The sequence below is a fragment of the Nonomuraea sp. NPDC049725 genome, assembly GCF_040674795.1.
Classification (GTDB): domain Bacteria; phylum Actinomycetota; class Actinomycetes; order Streptosporangiales; family Streptosporangiaceae; genus Nonomuraea; species Nonomuraea ceibae.
In genome coordinates, this window is sequence record NZ_JBFANJ010000024.1 from 62,228 (window position 1) to 81,955 (window position 19,728).

At 76.2% G+C, this 19,728-nt stretch carries 16 protein-coding genes; 3 read left to right on the plus strand and 13 right to left on the minus strand.

The features are described 5' to 3' along the window. Nucleotide 1: 1 nt before the first annotated feature. The 3 genes from AB0J53_RS40695 to AB0J53_RS40705 form a co-directional block, all read right to left on the minus strand. Nucleotides 2-6,241, minus strand: coding sequence for a type I polyketide synthase (locus AB0J53_RS40695; RefSeq protein WP_364182574.1), 6,240 nt, complete (start codon nucleotides 6,239-6,241; stop codon nucleotides 2-4). A 27-nt stretch (nucleotides 6,242-6,268) separates the two neighbouring features. Next, nucleotides 6,269-7,438 carry a geranylgeranyl reductase family protein gene (locus AB0J53_RS40700; protein ID WP_364182577.1) on the minus strand — a complete coding sequence of 390 codons (1,170 nt, stop codon included), beginning with the start codon at nucleotides 7,436-7,438 and terminating at the stop codon, nucleotides 6,269-6,271. A gap of 88 nt (nucleotides 7,439-7,526) precedes the next feature. Next, complete coding sequence (locus AB0J53_RS40705) at nucleotides 7,527-7,988, minus strand: MarR family transcriptional regulator (protein ID WP_364182579.1); 462 nt, start codon at nucleotides 7,986-7,988, stop codon at nucleotides 7,527-7,529. A 63-nt stretch (nucleotides 7,989-8,051) separates the two neighbouring features. On the opposite strand from AB0J53_RS40705, the gene AB0J53_RS40710 reads away from it, so the two are divergent. Next, entirely contained in the window at nucleotides 8,052-9,173 is a 1,122-nt protein-coding gene (locus tag AB0J53_RS40710) for an FAD-dependent monooxygenase (RefSeq protein ID WP_364182582.1), read from the plus strand. 9 nt (nucleotides 9,174-9,182) lie between these two features. Here AB0J53_RS40710 and AB0J53_RS40715 read toward each other — a convergent pair whose 3' ends face one another. Then, nucleotides 9,183-10,019 (minus strand): helix-turn-helix transcriptional regulator, encoded by an 837-nt coding sequence (locus AB0J53_RS40715; protein ID WP_364182585.1) that lies wholly within the window; start codon nucleotides 10,017-10,019, stop codon nucleotides 9,183-9,185. A gap of 100 nt (nucleotides 10,020-10,119) precedes the next feature. On the opposite strand from AB0J53_RS40715, the gene AB0J53_RS40720 reads away from it, so the two are divergent. Together AB0J53_RS40720 and AB0J53_RS40725 are read left to right on the plus strand one after the other, a co-directional pair. Continuing rightward, nucleotides 10,120-11,121, plus strand: coding sequence for an aldo/keto reductase (locus AB0J53_RS40720; protein ID WP_364182588.1), 1,002 nt, complete (start codon nucleotides 10,120-10,122; stop codon nucleotides 11,119-11,121). 45 nt (nucleotides 11,122-11,166) lie between these two features. Then, nucleotides 11,167-11,754 (plus strand): histidine phosphatase family protein, encoded by a 588-nt coding sequence (locus tag AB0J53_RS40725; RefSeq protein ID WP_364182591.1) that lies wholly within the window; start codon nucleotides 11,167-11,169, stop codon nucleotides 11,752-11,754. Between the two features lie 56 nt (nucleotides 11,755-11,810). On the opposite strand, the gene AB0J53_RS40730 is transcribed toward AB0J53_RS40725, so the two are convergent. The 9 genes from AB0J53_RS40730 to AB0J53_RS40770 form a co-directional block, all read right to left on the minus strand. Continuing rightward, nucleotides 11,811-13,319, minus strand: a complete 1,509-nt coding sequence (locus tag AB0J53_RS40730) for a pyruvate, phosphate dikinase (protein ID WP_364182594.1) — start codon at nucleotides 13,317-13,319, stop codon at nucleotides 11,811-11,813. Continuing rightward, on the minus strand, nucleotides 13,316-13,951 hold the full coding sequence (locus AB0J53_RS40735) for a transcriptional regulator (RefSeq protein WP_364182597.1): 636 nt from the start codon (nucleotides 13,949-13,951) through the stop codon (nucleotides 13,316-13,318). Before AB0J53_RS40735 ends, AB0J53_RS40730 begins: the two co-directional genes overlap by 4 nt. Then, nucleotides 13,948-15,057 carry a TetR/AcrR family transcriptional regulator gene (locus AB0J53_RS40740; protein WP_364182600.1) on the minus strand — a complete coding sequence of 370 codons (1,110 nt, stop codon included), beginning with the start codon at nucleotides 15,055-15,057 and terminating at the stop codon, nucleotides 13,948-13,950. The genes AB0J53_RS40735 and AB0J53_RS40740 overlap by 4 nt, the downstream gene beginning before the upstream one ends. A gap of 79 nt (nucleotides 15,058-15,136) precedes the next feature. Continuing rightward, nucleotides 15,137-15,559 (minus strand): S26 family signal peptidase, encoded by a 423-nt coding sequence (locus AB0J53_RS40745; protein ID WP_364182603.1) that lies wholly within the window; start codon nucleotides 15,557-15,559, stop codon nucleotides 15,137-15,139. Continuing rightward, nucleotides 15,556-17,409, minus strand: coding sequence for an ABC transporter ATP-binding protein (locus tag AB0J53_RS40750; RefSeq protein WP_364182606.1), 1,854 nt, complete (start codon nucleotides 17,407-17,409; stop codon nucleotides 15,556-15,558). The genes AB0J53_RS40745 and AB0J53_RS40750 overlap by 4 nt, the downstream gene beginning before the upstream one ends. Continuing rightward, nucleotides 17,406-18,029 (minus strand): redoxin domain-containing protein, encoded by a 624-nt coding sequence (locus tag AB0J53_RS40755; protein ID WP_364182608.1) that lies wholly within the window; start codon nucleotides 18,027-18,029, stop codon nucleotides 17,406-17,408. The genes AB0J53_RS40750 and AB0J53_RS40755 overlap by 4 nt, the downstream gene beginning before the upstream one ends. Before the next feature lie 22 nt (nucleotides 18,030-18,051). Further along, nucleotides 18,052-18,588 (minus strand): MauE/DoxX family redox-associated membrane protein, encoded by a 537-nt coding sequence (locus tag AB0J53_RS40760; RefSeq protein WP_364182611.1) that lies wholly within the window; start codon nucleotides 18,586-18,588, stop codon nucleotides 18,052-18,054. 88 nt (nucleotides 18,589-18,676) lie between these two features. After that, on the minus strand, nucleotides 18,677-18,880 hold the full coding sequence (locus AB0J53_RS40765) for a hypothetical protein (RefSeq protein WP_219510097.1): 204 nt from the start codon (nucleotides 18,878-18,880) through the stop codon (nucleotides 18,677-18,679). A gap of 117 nt (nucleotides 18,881-18,997) precedes the next feature. Beyond that, nucleotides 18,998-19,519, minus strand: a complete 522-nt coding sequence (locus AB0J53_RS40770) for a TlpA disulfide reductase family protein (protein ID WP_364182614.1) — start codon at nucleotides 19,517-19,519, stop codon at nucleotides 18,998-19,000. Nucleotides 19,520-19,728: the final 209 nt, after the last annotated feature.

The window sequence follows — 19,728 nt, forward strand, 5'->3', positions numbered from 1 at the left end:
CTCACCGCCCCCCGGCGAGCAGCCCGTCCAGGTGCGCGGCCAGCCGGGCGGCCGACGGGTGCGCCCAGACGGCGGCGGGCGTGAGCGTGATGCCGAGCGCCTTGGCCAGCCGGTGCGCCAGCGCGACCGCGAGCAGGGAGTCGAGCCCGAGGTCGGTGAACATCGCGTGCGCGGGCACGGCCGGGGCCTGCGTGCCCAGCAGCGCGGCCAGGACGCGGACCACCACGTCCTGGACGAGCTGCGTCCTGGCGGGCCCGGGCGGGTGCGCCAGGACGGACTCGGCGTCCACGCCCGGCTCCGCGGCCTCCCGCCCGGCGCCCAGTTCGGCCAGGAGCGGGGCCTGACCGGCGGCGGGGAAGAGCCGGAACATCAGCTCCGGCTGGTAGGTGAACATCCCGGTGTTGACCCGGCCGTGGCGCAGCAGCTCGCCCAGCGCGGCGAACCCCTCCTCGGTGCCGATCGTCGCGAACCCCCTCCCGGCCAGGTCCGTCGCCCGTCCGGCCTCGCCCCACGCGCCCCAGTCGACCGAGAGCGCGGGCAGCCCGCGCCGGTGACGCCAGTGGGCGAAGGCGTCCACCCACGCCCCGGCCGCCGCGTAGCTCGCCTGTCCCGGGTTGCCGAGCATGGCCGCCATGGACGAGAAGATGACGAACCAGTCGAGCGCGGCGCCGGCCGTGGCCTCGTGCAGGTTCTTCACGCCGGTCACCTTGGGGTGCCACACGCGTTCCAGCCGCTCGGGGGTGAGCGAGGTCAGCGGCGCGTCGTCGAGGACCACGGCCGTGTGCAGGACGCCGCGCAGGCGCTCGCCCGCGGCGGCGACCAGGCGGCGCGCGGTGGCGGGGTCGGCGATGTCGCCCCGCACCACCTCCACCTCGCACCCGGCCGCGCGGACCGCCGCCACCGTCGCGCGCTCGCGCTCGCCGAGCTCGCCCCGCCCGCCGAGGACGACCCGGCCGGCCCCCGCCTCCGCCAGCCAGCGCGCCGCCTCCAGCCCCAGCCCCCTGGTGCCGCCGGTGACGACGTACGCGCCGCCGCGCCGCACCACGTCGTCCCGCTCGGGCGCCACGACCCGCACGCGCCGCCCGGGCTCGGGGAAGGTGAGCACGATCCGGCCGATGTGGTCGCCGGAGGCCAGCCGCTTCATCGCGGCAGCCGCCTCGGCCAGCGGGAACGCCGTGATCTGCGGCAGCGGCAGCCGCCCGGCGGCGATCTCGGCGATCGCCTTGACCGCCGGGTCCCGGATGGCCGCCGGCCGCTCGACCGCGGCCAGCGCGACGTCGACGGCCGCGTACGTGTTGCCCCGGCGGAACGTCCTCAGGTCGACGCGGGCGCCCTCGTGCAGGTCGCGCTTGCCGATCTCGACGAATCGCCCGCCGGGCGCGAGCAGCGTCAGCGACGCGCGCATGGCGTCGCCGCTGAGCGAGTTGAGCACCACGTCGACGCCGCGCCCGCCGGTGACGCGCAGCACCTCGCCGGCGAACCCGAGGCCGCGGGAGTCGAAGACGTGCTCGACGCCCTGCCGCCGCAGGTGGCGGCGCTTCTCCTCGGTGCCGGCGGTGGCGATGACCTCGGCCCCGAGCAGCCGCGCCACCGCGACCGCGGCCTGCCCGGTGCCGCCCGCCGCCGAGTGCACGAGCACCGTCTCCCCGCGCGCGAGCCGCGCCACGTCGGCCAGGCAGTGCCACACCGTGCCGTACGTGGCCGCCACCGGGGCGAACGTGACCGGATCGGCGTCGGCCGGCAGGCGCACGGCCAGGTCCGCGTGGACGAGGCAGTGCGAGCCGAGCGAGCCGGTCCCGTGCGGCGTCAGCGCCGAGATCCGGTCGCCTGGCCGCAGGTCCTCGACGCCCTCGCCGACGGCCACCACCACGCCGGTGGCGTCGGAGCCGAGCTCCGGCGTGCTGCCGTCCTCGGTCGGGTAGACGCCCAGGGCGATCATGACGTCGCGGAAGTGCACGGTCGCCGCCTGCACCCGCAGGAGCACCTGGCCGGGCCCCGGCGAGGCGGGCGGCTTCCCGGTCGCCACCAGCCGCACGCCGTCGAGGCCACGCTCCGGATCGGCGCGCAGCACGTACTCCTCCCGCCCGGCGACCGCCTCGGCGGTGCGCGAGGGCGGCGCGGGCCGCGCGCCCAGCGGGGCGGGCACGAGCCGTGCCACGTACCGCTGACCGGAACGCCAGGCGACCTCGGTCTCGTCGCCGCCGGCCAGCACCTCGGCCGCTACGGCGGCGAGGCCGCCGAGGCCGCCGCCGGCGGTGTCATCGGAGGTGCCGCCGGTGGCGTCATCGGCGGTGTCATCGGTGTCCACCCAGCTCACGGCGGCGTCCGGCTGCTCGAAGGAGGCGACGCGCAGCAGGCCGCGCAGCGCGCACACGTCGGGGTCGACCGGGTCGCCGTCGAGCACCGGGCGGGCCAGGCGGCTCACCAGCCACAGGCGCGGCGGGCTGCCGGTCCGCGCGAGCGCGCCGAGCAGCGCGGTGACCTCGGCCAGCCTGTCCAGCCCGTCGAGCCGCCCGGTGGCGCACCAGACGACGGCCCGCGCGGCCGGATCGACGTCCTCGCCCGCCGTGTGCACGCTCACCGTTTCGGGGCGTCCGCGCGACAGGGCCTCGGCCAGGCGTTCCGCGGTGCGGTCCGGGTCGCCGGGCTCGCCGATCACCGCCCACCGTCCCGTGGACGCCTCCCTCGCGCCGGGCGGGTCGGCCGGGCGCCAGGCGAGCTCGACGAGCTTCCCGTCGAGCGTGCGGGCCCGCGAGCCGCCGGAGGCCCGGACGAAGTGCAGGCCCTCCAGCGCGCCCACCCAGCGGCCGTCCTCGGCGTACAGGTCGGCGCGGCCCGTCGCCGTGTCGCCGTCCGCCCGCACCTCGGCCCGGACCCAGGTGATCAGGCCCGGCTCGTCCGGCAGGACGATCGCCGCAATGCGGTCGGGCAGCCACGGCCGGCCGGGGCCCGCCGCGCTCTCGTCGTCCTCCACCAGGCCGACGGCCGCCGACAGGATGCAGCCGTCGAGCAGCACCGGGTGCACGCGGGGCGCTCCGGCGCGGATGACGGCCTCACCGGGCACCCGCAGCCGGGTCACGCCGTCCGGGGTGACGGCCGCGATCGAGCGGAAGGCGGCCCCCGACCCCAGCCCCATGCGGGAGAGCGCCTCGTACAGGGCCTCCGGCTCGTCCTCGGCCACCACGGGGGGCACGAGCGGCGGCCGGTCGCCGGGCGGTCCGGAACGGACGACGGACGCCGACGCGACGAGCTCCCACGTGCCGCCGTGCCGCCGGGAGATCTCCACGTGCGCCCGCTCGCCCGAGACCGTCGCGCTGACGTGGACCGGCACGCTCGCCCCGAGCGGCAGCAGGCGCTCGAACCGCACCTCGCTCACGCGCATCCGCCCGGTCGGGCACTCCAGCAGCTCACCGGCGGCCGACAGGACCAGCTCGACGTACGCCGCCCCGGGCACCACCGGGCTGCCGTGCAGCGTGTGCTCACCGAGCCAGCCGACCCGGTCCGTGCCCAGGTCGGCCTCCCACACGTGCCGGGTGCGGTCGCCGGCGTCGGGGTCGTGCACCGCCACCCGCCCGCCCAGCCACATGTGGCCGGAGGCCGCTCGGCCGCCGCCGGCCGGCTCCCAGAAGCGCGCCCGGTCGAACGCGGTGGGCGGCAGCACGACCGGCGCGCCGCCGCCGTTGACGGCGTCCAGGTCCACCGGGGCCCCGGCCAGGTGCAGGGCCGCCGCCGCCCGGCACATCGCCGCCCGCCCGTCGAGGTCGCGTTCCAGGGACGCCACGGTGGTCACCGGCGCGCCCATCGCGGCGGCGGTCTCCTCCACCGCCTGCGTCAGCAGCGGGTGCGGCGACACCTCCAGGAACAGCCGCCGCCCGTCCTCGATCAGCGCCTGGCACGCCAGATCGAAACGTACGGGATTGCGGAGGTTCGCGGTCCAGTAGGCGGCGTCGAAGACGACAGTACGGCGCGGGTCCTCGCTCGTGGAGTAGAACGGCACCTCCGGGGCCGCCCCCGCCAGCCAGGACACCTCCGCCGCGAGATCGTCGAGGATCGGCTCCACCTGCGGCGAGTGCGCCGCCACGACCACGGCGATCCGCCGGCAGAACACGCCGCGCTCCTGCCAGCGGCGCATGAGGTCCCGGGTCGCGTCGGCGCGCCCCGCCACGACGGTCGAGGACGGCGCGGTGACCACCGCCACCGACACCCCCGGCACCCCTTCGATCTCCGCGGCGACCTGGTCGGCGGGCAGCGCCACGCTGACCATGCAGCCGCCCGCCACCCGCTGCAGCATCGCCGACCTGATCAGCGTGATCCGCATGCCGTCCTCGGGCGGCAGGATGCCCGCGGCGACCGCGGCGGCGGCCTCGCCCATGGAGTGCCCCACCACGGCGGCGGGCCGCACCCCCCAGCGCCGCCACATCGCGGCCAGCCCGGTCTGCACGGCGAACACCAGCGGCTGCACCTCGTCCATCCGCTCGCCGCACTCGCCGGAGGCCAGCCGCTGCCGCAGCGAGAACCCCGCCTGCGCGGTGACCAGCGGGTCCAGGCTGTCGATCGTCTCGGTGAAGGCGGGGTCGCGGTCCAGCAGCGGGCGGGCCATCCCCGCCCACTGCGACCCGTGCCCCGAGAACACCCAGACCGGGTCGCCCGTGTGCCCGGCCGCTCCCGTCAGCACCCGGTCGTCGTCGCGCCCTTCGGCGAGCGCCCGCAGCCCGGCCACGAGATCGTCCCGGCCCTCGGCGAGCACGCAGGCCCGCCGGGCCAGCGGGCTGCGCCGCACCGCGAGCGTGTGCGCCACGTCCGCCGGCTCCGGGGCGTCCTCCGGGGACGCCTCCAGGTGGTCGGCGAGGCGGGCGCTGGTCGCGGCCAGGCCGCCCGGGGTCGCCGCCGACACCGGGTGGACGCGCGTACGGGCGGGGGCGGCGGACCGGCGGGGCCGCCGGGCGGGGGGCTCCTCGACGACGACGTGCGCGTTGGCGCCGGTCACGCCGAACGCCGACACGGCCGCGCGGCGCGGCCCCGGCGCGTCCTCCCACGGAGTCGTCTCCGTGGGCACGTAGAACCGGGTGTCCTCGGCCCGCACGGCGGGGTTCCACCGCTGGAAGTGCAGGTTCGCCGGGATCAGCCCGGTGTGCACGGCCGTCGCCGCCTTGATCAGCCCCAGCACCCCGGCCGCGCTCTCCGGGTGCCCGATGTTGGTCTTGAGCGAGCCGAGCGCGCACGGCCGATCGGCCGCCCCGTACACGTCGTCGACCGCGGCGAACTCGATCGGGTCGCCGACCGGCGTGCCGGTGCCGTGCGCCTCGACGTACTGCACGTCGCCCGGGGACAGGCCGGCCACGCCCAGCGCCGTGCCCAGCACCGCCCGCTGCGCGGCCCGCGAGGGCTGCGTGATGCCCCGCACCCGGCCCGCGTGGTTGATCGCCGTGCCGGTGATCACGGCGAGGACCCGGTCGCCGTCGCGCACGGCGTCGGGCAGCCGCTTGAGCACGACCATCCCGCAGCCCTCGCCCCGGACGAACCCGTCGGCGCTCTCGTCGAACGCCGCGCAGCGGCCCCGCGCCGACAGCGCCCCGGCGCGGGCGAACCCGATGATGCCCGCCCACTCCAGCTGGATCGTGACCCCGCCCGCCAGCGCCAGGTCGGTCTCGCCGTCGTGCAGCGACCGGCACGCCAGGTGCACCGCCACCAGCGAGGACGCGCACGCGGCGTCCACCGCCAGCGAGGGCCCGTTGACGTCGAGGAAGTACGAGATCCGCCCCGGCGCCCCCGACGTGACGGCCGAGATCCCCTGGTAGATGTCCACGTCGTGCAGGGTGAACCGCTTGGCGTAGTCGGTGCTGGAGATGCCGACGAACAGGCCGGTGGCCGAGCCGCCGAGGGAGCGGGGCGCGATCCCGGCGTTCTCCAGCGCCTCCCACCCGGTCTCCATCAGCAGCCGGTGCTGCGGGTCCACGGAGGAGGCGTCCTTGACGGGGATGCCGAAGAACGCGGGGTCGAACAGCTCGATCCCGTCGAGGAACGCGCCGTTGCCGAGCATCCCGGTGGCGGCCAGGTCGGCGGGGACGACGCGCTCGTGCTCCGCCCACCGCGGGCCGGGCTCGGACCCGGCCACGGCGTCGCGCTTGTCCAGCAGCAGGCGCCACAGGCCGGCGGCGTCGGTCACGCCGCCCGGCGCGCGGCACGCGGTTCCCACGATGGCGACCGGGACCTGCCGGCGGTGCTCGTTCGGCGGGCTCACATGCGTGTCCTCTCTGTCGGCGGGCGTTCAGGCCAGGCGGCCGAACGCCCGCAGGGCCGCGCGGGCCACCGGATGGCGGACCAGCGCGGGGATCGTCGTCTCGCCGTTGACGTAGCGGTCGAACATCCGCCACACCGGCGGCACCCTGGTCAGGGCGCCGTGCACGAGGCCGGGACGCCGCATGAACAGGTTCATGACCTGCCGGGAGGCCGCCATCTCGGCGCCGAGCGTGGCGGTCACCGTACGGGTGTAGTCGTCGGCGGCCCGGGTGACGGCGGCGTCGTCGGCCGCGGCGGCGATCAGCGCGGCCGCCTCGCCCGCCCAGGCGCCGGAGCGCAACGCGAACGAGATGCCCTCGCGTGACCAGGGGTCGCACAGTCCCGCCGCGTCACCGGCCACGACGACGCGGCCCCGGGCGAGCGGCGAATCGGGGTGGCGGCAGCGCGTCAGGTGGCCGGTGTCGTGCAGCGGCTCGGCCTCGGCGAGCCCGTGGCGCGTGAGGAAGTCGCGCAGGTAGGCGCGGGTGGCCTCGCCCTGGCCGCGGGAGGCCACCACGCCGGCGGTGCAGATGTCGCCCTTGGGGAACACCCAGCCGAACGAGCCCGGCAGCGGCCCCCACTCGATGAGCATCCGCCCGCGCCAGCGCGCCGCCGCGTCGTCGCCGACCGGCACCTCGGCCTCCAGCGCCAGGTCGATCTGCTCACAGCGCACCCCGACGTGCCCGGCGATCCGGCCGGCGCTGCCGTCCGCGCCGACCAGGGCCCGGGCGCGGATCGTCTCGCCCCGCGAGGTCCGTACGCTGACCAGCCCGTCGTCCTCCAGCCCGGCGATCGGCGTGCCGTCGCGGACCTGGGCGCCCGCGTCGGCGGCGGCGACGGTGAGGGCGGCGTCCAGCTCGTCGCGGAACACCATCTGGATCGGCTGCTCCCCGGCGGAGGTGAGCGCGCGGCGCCTGCGTCCCTCCCAGGTGAACTCGAACGTCCGGGCGACGTCCCGGACCCGGACCGGCAGGCCGTCGGGCAGCGCCGCCCGGGCGCCGCCGATCAGGCCCCCGCCGCACGTCTTGTAGCGCGGGATGGTGGCACGTTCCAGCAGCAGCACCGCGCATCCCGCCTCGGCCGCCACGCGGGCCGCCGTGGCGCCCGCGGGACCGGCGCCGACGACCACCACGTCCCAGACTCCGTGGATGGCGATCACCCCCTCCTTCCGGACGGTAACCGTCCGTGAGGAGCCGCCGGAACGCCCGGGAAGGCGAAGGATTGATAACCAGAGAGTGACGAATTGATTACGGAGAGTGTTCGGAGCCCTCGCGCAGCTCCCTGGTCGCCGAGCGGTAGGCGCGGGCGACGCCGCCGAGCATGCCCAGCATCAGCGGCACCTGCTCCGGCGAGTAGTGTGCGGCGATCTTCTCCAGGTGCCGCTCGGAGGCGATCCGGGTGGCGTGGTAGGCGGCCATGCCCTCCTCGATCGGCTCCACGGTGACCGTGCGGCGGTCGCGGCGGCCGCGCACCCGCCGCACGTAGCCGGCCTTCTCCAGCCGGTCGATGAGCCGGGTCGTGGAGGCGGACGGCAGGCCCAGCTCCTCGGCGATCGCCCCGACCGCGAGGGGGCCGCGCATCTCCAGCAGGATGAGGGCGGCCACGTCCGCGTGGTGCACGCCGAGCCGGTCGGCGACGGCCTCGATGTGCAGCATGACCGCGATCAGGAACTCGCGGAAGACGTCCTCTTCTGGATGCTTGTCGGTCACCCGGCCCAATGTACTTCACATCGATGTATCTTTGAATCGGAGAGATTCCGGTTTGGAGAGATAATGGACGTTCTTGTCATCGGCGCGGGTGTGGGCGGCCTGGCCGTCGCCCGGAGCCTGCTGGCCGCCGGGCACCGGGTGCGGATCTTCGAACGGGCCGAGTCCATGCGGACCGGCGGCGCGGGGCTGAGCATCTTCAGCAACGGCGCCGCCGTGCTGCACGACCTCGGCGTCAGCCTCGACGGCGCGGGCGGGAGGTTCGACCGGATCGACGCGATGACGTCGGACGGCCGCCTCCGCCTCCGCTCCGACATGACCCACGCGGAGGCGCGCTACGGCTTCGCCAACAAGTCGGTCTCGCGCCGCGTCGTGCTCGAACGCCTGGCCGAGAGGCTGCCCGGCGACCTGATCCGTTTCGGCACGGGCTGCCGGAGCGTCACCCAGGACGCCGACCGGGTCACCGCCGTCTTCGACGACGGCTCGACCGCCACGGGTGACCTGCTCGTCGGCGCCGACGGCCACCACTCCGTCGTCCGGCGCGAGCTGTGGGGCGACGTGCCCATCCGGACGGCCGCCTTCGGCACCTGGCAGGCGCTCAGCCGGATCGACATCGACCTGGCCCGCACCCACGTGCACCTCATGATCACCGGCCGGGAGGGCGCGTGCGGGCTCATCCCGGCGGGCGACGGGAACCTGCAGTGGTGGTTCGACGTGCGGTGGAAGCCCGGCGACCCGCGCCCCGCCGCGCCGCTCGCCGAGCTGAGGCGGCGCTTCGGCCACTGGGCCTCGCCGGTGCCCGAGGTGCTCGCCCAGGCGTCCGAGTCCGACCTGGACTTCTTCGGCCACCACTGGCAGAAGGTGCGCCGCGAGTGGGGCAAGGGCCGCGTCACCCTGGTCGGCGACGCCGCCCACCTCATGCCGCCGACCCTCGGGCAGGGCGCCAACCAGACGTTCGAGGACGCCTGGGTGCTCGGGCGCGAGCTCGCCAAGGGCGGCGACGTGGCGCAACGGCTGCGCGCCTACGAACGGGCCCGCTACAAGCACGTCTCCCTGGTGTCCAGCCTGGCCCGGCGCAGCCCGGCCAACTGGCGGATCCCGCCGGTGATCGGGCGGCTGTTCTCCGAGACGTCGCAGAGCGGGATGCTCGCCCGGTTCAGCAACCGCCTCACGGCCGCCGCCCCCTGAGAGCCGCCGTCACCGGGCCGGTCGCAGGTCCTGCGTTCCGATGACGCGCAGCAGGTCGAGCTTCTCCTTCGCGTCGGTGCCCTCGGTCGGGAAGAACGCCAGCACCTTGAGGTCCGCCTCGGGCGTGAGCAGGACCTCGCACGTCAGGTGCAGCAGCCCGACCTCCGGGTGCGCGAACCGCTTGCGGTCGAACCGGCGCACCGCCACCTCGTGCCGCTCCCACAGCTCGCGGAACTCGGCACTGCGCCTCAGTAGCCCGCGCACCAGCCGGACGACGTCCTCCTCGCCGGCCCGGCGCGCGTACGTCGCCCGCAGGTCGGCGACGTGCGCCTGCGAGTGGCGCGGCCAGTCCTCCTCCGGGAAGCGGTCGCGCGCGCCCGGCTCGGTGAACCACCGCCAGATGATCTGCGCCTGCCCGGGGCGGCGCGGGCCGAGCACGACGTCGGCGAGCGCGTTCTGCCACAGGACCTCGTTCAGGTCGGTGCAGACGCACACCGGCACGTCGGTGAGCCGGCCGGCCAGGCTGATCAGGCCGGGGCGGAGGTGCCGGCCCGCCCGGCGCGCCGGGGGAGCGAGCCCGGCCAGATGGTAGAGGTGGTCGCGCTCGTCCAGGTCGCAGCGGAGCGCCCGCGCCAGCGAGGCCACGATCGGCTCCGACGGGTTCGCGCCGCGCCGCTGCTCCAGCCGGGCGTAGTAGTCGGCGGACATGCCGGCGAGCTGCGCCACCTCGTCCCGCCGCAGCCCCGGCGTCCGGCGCCGCACGCCGGCCGGCAGGCCCACGTCCGCGGGGCGCAGCAGCTCGCGGCGCCGGCGGAGGAAGTCGGCGAGCCCGGCACGGTCGATCACGCCTCCAGTCTAGGGACGAGGCCGCGCCCAGCCAGGGACAGTCAGTCCCTGGCTGGGCCGTGCCTGGCTGCGCCGCGCGGCGGTGCGCACAGTGGGAGGCATGACGACGAAGACCCAGCTCACCGCCCGCCGCCTCGGCCGCACCGGCCCCGCCGTCTCCTCGCCCGGCCTCGGCGCGATGGGCCTGTCCGGCGCGTACGGGCCCGTGCGCGACGACGACGGCGTACGCGTCCTGCACGCCTACCTGGACGACGGCGGCACCCTCCTGGACACCGGCGACTTCTACGGATCCGGGCACAACGAACTGCTGATCCGGCGCGCGCTGGCCGGGCGGGACCGGGACGAGGTCGTGCTCTCGGTCAAGTTCGGCGCCCTGCGCGGCCCCGACGGGAGCCACGCCGGGTTCGACGCCCGCCCCGCCGCCGTGCGGAACTTCCTGACGTACTCGCTCCGGCGGCTCCGCGTCGACCACGTCGACGTCTACCGTCCGGCCAGGCTCGACCCGGCCGTCCCCGTCGAGGAGACCGTCGGCGCCATCGCCGAGCTGGTCGAGCAGGGGTACGTGCGGCACGTCGGCCTGAGCGAGGTCGGCGCCGCGACCATCCGCCGCGCCGCGGCCGTCGCCCCCATCTGCGACGTGCAGCTCGAATACTCGCTGTTCAGCCGGGGGATCGAGGACGAGATCCTGCCCGCGTGCCGCGAGCTCGGCATCGGCGTCACCGCGTACGGGGTGCTGTCGCGCGGCCTCATCGGCGGCGGGACCACCGGCGGCATGCGGGCGGCGGCGCCGCGCTTCCAGGACGGCAACCGCGAGCACAACGCCGCGCTGGCCGCGCGGCTGGCGGACCTGGCCGCCGCGAAGGACGCCACGATCGCGCAACTGGCGATCGCGTGGGTCGCCTCCCGTGGCGAGGACATCGTGCCCGTCGTGGGCGCCCGGCGCCTCGACCAGGTCGGCGCGCTGATCGACAGCGTCCGCGTCTCCCTCGGCGACGACGAGCTCGCCCGGATCGAGGAGCTGATCCCGCGCGGCGCCGCCAAGGGCGACCGCTACCCCAGCAGGCACATGGCCGACCTGGACAGTGAACGGCCGCTAGGATGATGCCATCATCTGAATGTTGGCAGCATCGGGCAGGGTGGGTCGGGCATGGCGACAAGGCATCTGTACGTGGCGAGGCACGGGTCGGCGGACGCGTTCGGGACGCTCACCGACGTGGGCCACCGGCAGTCCGAGCTGCTGGGGGACCGTCTCGCCGCCCTGCCGGTCGACGCCGTGTGGCACTCGCCGCTGCCACGCGCCGTCCGGTGCGCGGAGATCGTCGGCGGGCGTCTGCCCGGCGTCCCCGTACGCGAGGCCGCCGAGCTGGTGGACCACGTGCCGCACGTGCCCGAGGAGATGCCCGCCGAGTGGGCGGGGTTCTTCGACGGGTACGACCCCGCCGAGGCGGCCGAGGGCGCGAGGCTCGCGGCGGCGCTGATCGACCGGTTCGCCAGGCCCGCCGAGACCGAGACCCACGAGGTCCTGATCACGCACGCCTACCAGGTGGCCTGGCTGGTGCGGCACGCCCTCGACGCGCCCCCGGCCCGCTGGCTGGGCCTCAACTGCGGCAACGCCGCGCTCACCGCGATCGACTTCCACGACCGCGCCGCCCCCGCGGTGCTGCTCTACAACGACATGGGCCACCTCCCGCCGGACCTCCGCTGGACCGGCTTCGGCCCCCGCATCCGCCCCTGAGCCCGCACAGCCCCGGCGGGGGCGCAGGGCTCAGTGCGTGCGGGACCGGCCGGCCCTCAGGGGGTGCGGAGGGCGGCGTGGGCGGCGGCGAGGCGGGCGGCCTCGTCGCCGGCGGGGTCGCCGCCCGACACGTCGTCCGCCCAGGCGAGCAGGCGGCGCAGGTGGGGGCCGGCTTCGTCGGTGGAGACCGGGGCGGAGCCGAGGGCGACCTCGCCGCCGGAGCCGTCGATCGTGACGAGCGCGCCCTCCTCGATGACCCGGCCCCCCGCCGTCACCGACCCGGCGCCGACGACCAGCCCGGCGACGCCGACGACGGCGGGCTTGCCCATCGACCGGGCGACGACCGCCGCGTGGCTGGCGGGCCCGCCGCGCGCGGTGACGATCCCCGCCGCGGCGGCCAGGCCGCGCATGTCGTGCGGCGACGTCTCCGGCCGCACGAGGATGACCGGCCCCGAGGCGGCCATCCGCACCGCCGCCTCGGTCGACGTCGCCACCCTCCCGGCCGCCACGCCTGGGCACGCGCCGACGCCCCGGGCCACGACGGCGGCCCGCGCCGAGGCCGCCAGGCGCGGCGTGCGCACGTGCCGGAGCTGCTGCGGCGACACCCGCAGCAGCGCCTCCCGCCGGCTGATCAGCCCCTCGCCGGCCAGCTCGGTGGCGACGCGGACGGCGGCCCCGCCGGTGAGTCCGCCGGGCCGGACCTGCAGCATCCACAGCTCCCCGGCCTGGAAGGTGAACTCGGCGTAGCACGCGTCCCGGTAGTGCCGCTCGACCCGGCGCAGCGCGCCGGCCAGCGCGGCCCACACGGCGGGCTCCCGGTCGGCCAGCTCGCGCAGCGGGAGGGTGAGCGACCGGCCGGAGACGACGTCCTCGCCCTGGTGGCCGAAGAGCACGTCGCCGAACGGGGTGTTCTCGCCCGTGGTGGGGTCGCGGCTGAAGGCGACCCCGGTGCCGCTGCGGCCGTCGCGGTTGCCGTACACCATCGCCTGCACGATCACGGCCGTGCCGAGGTCGTGCGGGATGTCGTGCAGCTCCCGGTACGTGCGCGCCCGCGGCGTGTCCCAGGACGCGAAGACGGTCCGGACCGCGAGCTCGAGCTGCGCGGCGGGGTCGCCGGGGATCGCCAGGCCCGCGTCGCCGGTGGCGGCGGCGAGGCTCGCCAGGAACCGCCGCCGCGAGTCCTCGGCGAACCGGCCGTCGCCGGTCTCGGCCGCCAGCCCGGCCGCCGCCTCGGCGGTGAGGCCCAGGTTGAGCACGGTGTGCATCATGCCGGGCATCGACACGCCCGCCCCGGAGCGCACCGACACGGCCAGCGGCGTCCCCGGCCCGCCGAACCGGCGTCCCGTCGCCGCCTCCAGGTCGCGTACGGCGCTCGCGAGCTCGTCGGCGAGCCCGCCGGGCAGCCGGCCGTCGCGCAGGAACGCCCGGCACGCCTCGGTGGTGACGACGAACCCGGCGGGGACCGGCAGCCCGAGCCGGTGCAGCGTCACCAGGCCGTGCGCCTTGGCGCCGATGACGGCGGCGCTCTCCCCGTTCCGCGCGGAGAGCGGCCGGATCCACCTCATCGCGGGATCCCCAGCGTCACGAGCAGGTCCTCGTGCAGCTCGGCCCACACCGCGTGGTAGGAGGCGGTGCCGTCGGCCAGGTAGCGCCGTTCCCCCGCCCGGGCCCGGCCGAGCGCCTCGGCGAGCCGGACCCGGTAGCGGCCGAAGCGCGGCAGCGCCCCGGCCAGGTCGGCGCAGACGGCCTCGGCCCGCCGGTCGAGGTCCTCGAAGCGGGCTACGACGCGGGCGTCGTAGGACGGGTCGCTGTGGTCGTTGGCGGTCAGGACGCCGTCGACGGGCCGGAGCTGCCAGGCGGCGCAGAGGTCGAGCAGCTCGGGGTTGAGCACGAGGAAGCGCTCGAACGCGGCGAGCAGCGCGGGACGGGTCCCGGCCGACTCGAGCTCGGCGGCGATCCGCTCGGCATTCGCGGCGCGGCCGGCGTCGGTCAGCCCCCACGCGGCGAAGGCGCCGGACGTGCGCGTGACCAGCCCGGCGACCGCGAGGTCGATCAGCTCGGACTCGGTGGTGGCCTCGTCCAGGCCGGTGGCCGCGGCCAGCCGCTCGACGGCGCACCAGCCGGCGCAGCGCAGTGTGTGCAGCAGCACCGCGCCGTGCTCGATTCCGGGGAGCCCGGTCCCGGGGAGCCCGCTCATGCGCCGGCCCCCCGAGGGTCGTGCGCGCTCTCGCCGGTGGCCGCGGCGTAGGCGGCGCCCCGGCCCTGGCTGCGGGCGACGACCATGCCGTCGCGGACCCGCACGGCCGCTTCCGTCTGGTCGTCGTACCCGTTCACGCCGAGGGCGGCGGCGGCCACCGCGCCGTCGCTCACGATCAGGCGTACGTGCCCCCACGCCTCGGGCGGGAACACGCGGCGCAGGCACGCGGTGAGGTCGCTGACCCGGAGCCGGACGAGGCTGCCGGTCTCGGCCGGGTCGGCGGTGACGACGGCCACCGTGACCTGCTCGCCGGGCCGGGCCGAGCGCACGGCCTCCTCGGCGGCCGACAGGCGCCGCGCGCCCAGCGCCACGACGAGACCGTCGGCGCCCAGGTCGGCGGGGCTTCCGGTGAGGTGGTCGAGCAGCCCGGTGGGCGGGTCCCACGGCTCCCGGCACCGCTCGGCGAGCCCGACGAAGGTCAGGTACGGCGGGTCCCAGGTGTCGCCGAGGCCGCGCTCGCCCGCCAGCCCGGCCAGGTGCTCACAGGCGAGCGCCCGGTCGAACGGGTCGCCGAAGCCGGGCGCCAGCTCGGCCATGAGGCCGGAGCCGTTCAGCATGGTCAGCACCAGCTCGGCCAGGCGGACGCGGCGCGGGGCGCGGGGGTCGGGCTCGCACGACTCCAGGCCGAGGGCGAGCAGCAGCGCCTCCAGGCGGGCGAGCTGCGCCAGCACGGCGCGGCCCGGCTCGTCGTCGACGACGCCCACGAGCGAGCGCAGTTGCAGGCGGCCTCCGGCGGCGGGGTCGTCGACGAGGGGCAGCCGCTCCAGCCACGTCCTGGCGAACGCGCCGAGCGCGCCCGGCAGCGAGGCCGTGGGGCTGGGCGCGGCCGGGGGCGCGTTCTCCACCAGGTCGACGAGCACGGCCAGGTAGAGCGCGCGCTTGCTGGGGAAGTTCGAGTAGACGGCGCCGCGGGTGAGGTCGGTCCGCTCGGCGATCCGGTCGACCTTGGCCGCCGCGTAACCGTGCTCCACGAACTCCTCCCGCGCCGCCGCCAGCACCGCCGCGCGCGTGCGCGCCTGCTGCTGGGCGCGTGTCAGCCGGACCATCGCCACACCTCTCCTCCGACGACTGCAATCCAAATGTTCATGCAATCCAGATGATAGCGTCATCCGAGATGTGGTGGGGTCATCGTGACAGCCGCAGCAGCATCACCCCGTACATCAGCTCCGCCGGGCAGAGCCCCCACTGCTTGGAGTCCTCCGAGCCCGGATGCTCCCCGAGCAGCACCAGCGCCCCCGGCGGCACCCGGTCCGGGAGCCCGGCCGGCGCCCACGGCGGCATCGGGTCGCCGGGCGCCGCGGCGACCCGCTTGACGTACCAGCCGGTCCCGGCGGGCCCGGCCCAGCCCGTGCGCGGCGCGGGCCGCCGCACGACCACGATCCGGCCCGCCCGCACCCGGCGACGGCCGCGCAGCACCAGCAGGACGTCCCCGTCGGACAGGACCGGCGACATGCTGCCGCCCCGCACGGTCACCGTGGACAGCAGCAGCCGCGCCGCCACCGCGCCCCCGGCCAGCAGGACCACCGCGCAGGCCAGGAACAGGCTCACTCGGCGGCCACCGGGTCCTCGCGGTAGCCCGCCGCCTGGGTGCGGAACAGCCGGGCGTACGCGCCGTCCGGCGACGCGGTGAGCGAGGCGTGGTCGCCACTCTCCAACACGCGGCCGTCCTGCACGACGACGATCCGGTCGGCCCGGCGCACGGCGCTCAGCCGGTGGGAGACCAGCACACTGGTGGAGCCCGCGCGCAGCTCCCGCAGCCGGTCGTGGACCGCCGCCTCGGCCTCCGCGTCGAGGCCGGAGCTGGGCTCGTCCAGGATCATCAGGTCGCGGCCCTGCCGCATCAGGCCGCGCGCCAGCGCCAGGCGCTGCCACTGCCCTCCCGACAGGTGCACGCCGCTCGCCGGGCCGTCGCCGTCCTCCTCGCCCGCGTGGAAGACCCGGCTCAGCAGCGTCCCGTAGCCCGACGGCAGCCGCTCGACGACCTCGTGGACCCCGGCCCGCCGGGCGGCGGCGCGGATCCGGTCCCGGTCGCCGAGCGCGGCCAGGTCGCCCAGGCCGATGTTCTCGGCGGCGGTCAGGTCGTAGTCCATGTAGTCCTGGAACACCGCGCCGATCCGCTCGCGCAGCCGCGCCACCGGGACGTCCCGCACGTCCACGCCGTCCCACAGGATGCTGCCGCGCTGCGGGTCGTAGAAGCGGCAGAGCAGCTTGACGAGCGTGCTCTTGCCTGCGCCGTTCAGCCCGACGATGGCCACGCTCGTCCCGTACGGGATCGTCAGGCTCAGCCCGCGCAGCACCCACGGGGAGTCCTCGCCGTAGCGGAACCACACGTCGCGCAGCTCGATCCCGCGCGCGAGCGGGGCGAGCCCGCGCGGCCGGGCGGGCACGGGCAGGTCGTCCGCGACCCCCGTCACCGCCAGGTAGTGGTGGAAGACCAGCGCCGACTGGTGCCCGGCGGCGATGCCCTGCACCAGGGCCGCCAGCCCCGACTGGACCCCGGCCAGCGACGCGATGAAGATCGACACGTCGCCGACGCCGATGCTTCCGCCCGCCGCGGCGTGCACCGCCCACACCAGCCCGCCGGCCGACAGCAGCGCGCCGAGCACGGCGAGGGACACCTGGACGCGCACCACGCCGCCCTCCAGCCGGTCCTCCGCGCGGTTGGCGGCGCGCAGCTCGGTGAGCATCCGGCCCTTCAGGAAGCCGCCCAGCCCGAACAGCCGCACCTCCTTCGCCGCCTGCAGATCCGTGAGCAGCATCTGGTAGAAGAGCTTGCGCCGCATGCCGGGGCTCGTCCGCCACATCAGGCCCGCCCGCCGCCTGCTCAGCGCCAGATGGGCGGCCATCGCCGGGGCGGCGGCCAGCACCGCGACCCCCGCCATGACCGGGCTGATCGCCACCAGCGCGCCCAGGAACCCGAGGACGCCGAGCGCCCCCTGCACCGTGGCCAGGCCCATCTGGACGAGCTGGTCCGGGGCGTGCTCGGCCGACTGCTGGGCCAGCCGCAGCCGGTCGTGGAAGCGCGGGTCCTCCAGCCGCGCCAGGCCGCTCATCCCGTTGACGGCCTCGAACAGCCGGTCGTGCGACCGCAGCCCGATGGCCCGCCGGGCGCGCCCCTGCGCGTACGCGGTGACGGCGGAGGTCGTGGCCAGCGCCACGCCCAGGGCGCCGATCCCGGCCGCCACCCACACCAGCGCGCCCGCCCGGGGGCCGGGGGAGGCGAGCTCGTCGAGCGCGACCTTGGTCAGCCAGGCGGCGGCCACCGGGGCCGTGCCGCCGACCACCGCCGTGACGCCCTGTACGAGCAGCATGCCGGGGCAGGACCGCCAGGCCAGGGCGTACGCGGCCGCCATCGCGCGCAGGATGGAGACGCCCTCCGCGCCGTCGCCGCCTCTCACCGCGCCGCCGTCTCCCCGTCCCGCGTGTCCTTCCGTACGCCGTCCCGTACGTCCCGTACGCCGTCCGGGGCGTCCAGCGCGGCCAGGCCGACGCCGGCCGTCACGGCGATGCCGTCGGCGTCGTAGTGGGCGAACCCGGGGTAGTAGCGCGCCCCGAACCGGGCCCCGACCGGCGCGTCGAGGAACTCGGGCACCACGTGGTCGGCGAGGTCGCGCAGCCGGGCGGCCAGCTCGCTCCCGGCCGCGTCGACGCCGACGACCGTGGCCAGCACCCGGCCGCCCGCCTCGCGGACGCGCCGTGCGCGCTCGGCGAAGGCGGGCAGGCTGTCGTCGCAGCCCGAGCAGTCCAGCGACAGGAACGCCACCAGCGCGGGCCGGCCGATCAGCGTCTCGCGGGTGACCGCCGAGCCGTCGGCGGCGACGGCGGAGAACGCGGGCATCCGGCTGCCGGGCGCGATGCCCAGATCCGGCGCGCCGTCGTGGTCGTGGTCGTGGTGGTCGTGGGCGTCCGGCGGGGAGCTCGTCAGGCTCCGCCAGCGGCGTACCAGGGCCAGGGTCAGCACCGCGTTCAGCGCGGTGATCGCCGTGACCAGGACGAGTCCTGCGGCAAGGTGTTCCACGGAGATCCCTTCCGGCGCCGCCTCAGCGGCCCCCGGCCGACGAGGGAGAGGCGAAGAGCGAGGCGAGGTCGTCGACGAAGACGATCAGGGCGGTGAGGACGCCGGCCGAGACCACGGCCAGCACGATCCCGGGCACGCCGAGCGGCATCCCGCCGCCCGCCGGGAGCGCCACGGCCGCGCCCGTGACCGCCGCCGCCAGGAGCACCGCGTTGCGGGCGATGTGCCGGACGCCGAGCGGCGCCTCGCTCGCGCCGAAGCAGGCGCACGTCACCCGCTTGCCGCGCGCCACGACCAGCACCGGGACGGCCGTCAGCCCGAGACAGAGCGCCGTCGCGGCCACGAACCCCGCCGTGACCGTGGGCGGCAGCGCCAGCAGGAGCGCGACCAGCAGCTCGGCGGCCGGGACCAGCACGGCCAGCGGCCCGCGCAGCCGCGCCGGGACGACGTCGAAGCCCGCCAGCGAGGCGGCGAACACCCGCGGGGAGCGCAGCTTGGCCACCGCCGCGAGCGCCAGCACCGCCACCAGGGTGAGACGGCAGGCGAGCGAAACGTACAGCACGAAAGCTCCAGGAAGCTCCGGGAAAGGGGGGGGCACGCGCGCGGCCGCTCTGGCGGGTGCGGCCGCGCGCGTTGAGCTCACGCGGGGATCAGCAGTAGTTGTGGCTGTAGCTGTACCAGGCGCCGCAGTGCTTCACGCAGGCGCCGTTGAGCGAGCAGGTGCGGCCGAAGCACACGCCGCCCTGGACCTTGTACTCCATCCACGACTCGGGGGTGCATCCGGCGTCGGCGGTGGCCTTGGGGAGCAGGGTCTCGACCGCGCGGGTGACACGCCGGGTCAGGCTCTGGATCATGCCTCTCCTCTGGGGTGAGTGGATCGGTTTTCCGCACGCGGGCTCCGGACCACGGATAGGGGGTGTTCACCGTGGCCGGCAGCCCGCGCGGGCTTGGGGGGCGGCCTCCGGGAGGCGCTAGGGGGCGACCAGCTCGGTCCGCAGGGCGGCGACGCCCGCGCCCGCCGTGGTGACCACGCCGTCGGGGCCGTACCAGGCGTAGGTCGGGTAGTTCCTGGCGCCGTAGCGCCGGGACAGCTCGGCGCGCGCGTCCTCGGCGATCACGAGGTCGACCGTGTCGCGGAGCATCGCGGCCAGTTCGCTGCCGGCCGCGTCGTCGCCGTGCACGATCGCCAGGGAGATCCCCCCGGCGGCGCGCAGCCGCTCGGCGTGCGCGGCGAACAGCGGCACCGCCGTGACGCACGCCTCGCACGTGAGCGAGAAGAATCCGACCAGGGACTCCTTTCCGAGCAGCGTGCGGTCGGTCACCGTGGCGCCGTCGAGGGCTTCGGCGGAGAAACTCGGAATTCGATCGATGGTCCGGACGATTCCCCGGCCGCCCGCGCCTCCGGCCGGTCCCAGCTCGCGCCACCGGCGGAGCAGGACCAGCAGGATCGCCAGGTTGACCAGGCCGATCACGCCGGCGAATACCAGTCCCACGACAGCGAAAATCACGACAGGCGTCCTCCGAGCCTAGGGGCATCGGTGGCGGGGGCCACGCGTCGATGATCTATCAAAAAGAACGTGACCGCAATGCCCAGTTTGGGGTGGAGTTTCCGCCTGTCAAATGCGGAGTTTGGATATCGGGGATGAGTGGGTAAGAACTCTTTTCTGTATTTACGCCTGCCTTCGCCCGGCGGGGGAGGCCG

Coding starts and splice junctions, on each gene's coding strand:
- AB0J53_RS40710 (WP_364182582.1), top strand. CDS start 8,052: ATGGACGTTCTTGTCATCGGCGCGGGTGTGGGCGGCCTGGCCGTCGCC.
- AB0J53_RS40720 (WP_364182588.1), top strand. CDS start 10,120: ATGACGACGAAGACCCAGCTCACCGCCCGCCGCCTCGGCCGCACCGGC.
- AB0J53_RS40725 (WP_364182591.1), top strand. CDS start 11,167: ATGGCGACAAGGCATCTGTACGTGGCGAGGCACGGGTCGGCGGACGCG.
- AB0J53_RS40730 (WP_364182594.1), bottom strand. CDS start 13,319: ATGAGGTGGATCCGGCCGCTCTCCGCGCGGAACGGGGAGAGCGCCGCC.
- AB0J53_RS40735 (WP_364182597.1), bottom strand. CDS start 13,951: ATGAGCGGGCTCCCCGGGACCGGGCTCCCCGGAATCGAGCACGGCGCG.
- AB0J53_RS40740 (WP_364182600.1), bottom strand. CDS start 15,057: ATGGTCCGGCTGACACGCGCCCAGCAGCAGGCGCGCACGCGCGCGGCG.
- AB0J53_RS40765 (WP_219510097.1), bottom strand. CDS start 18,880: ATGATCCAGAGCCTGACCCGGCGTGTCACCCGCGCGGTCGAGACCCTG.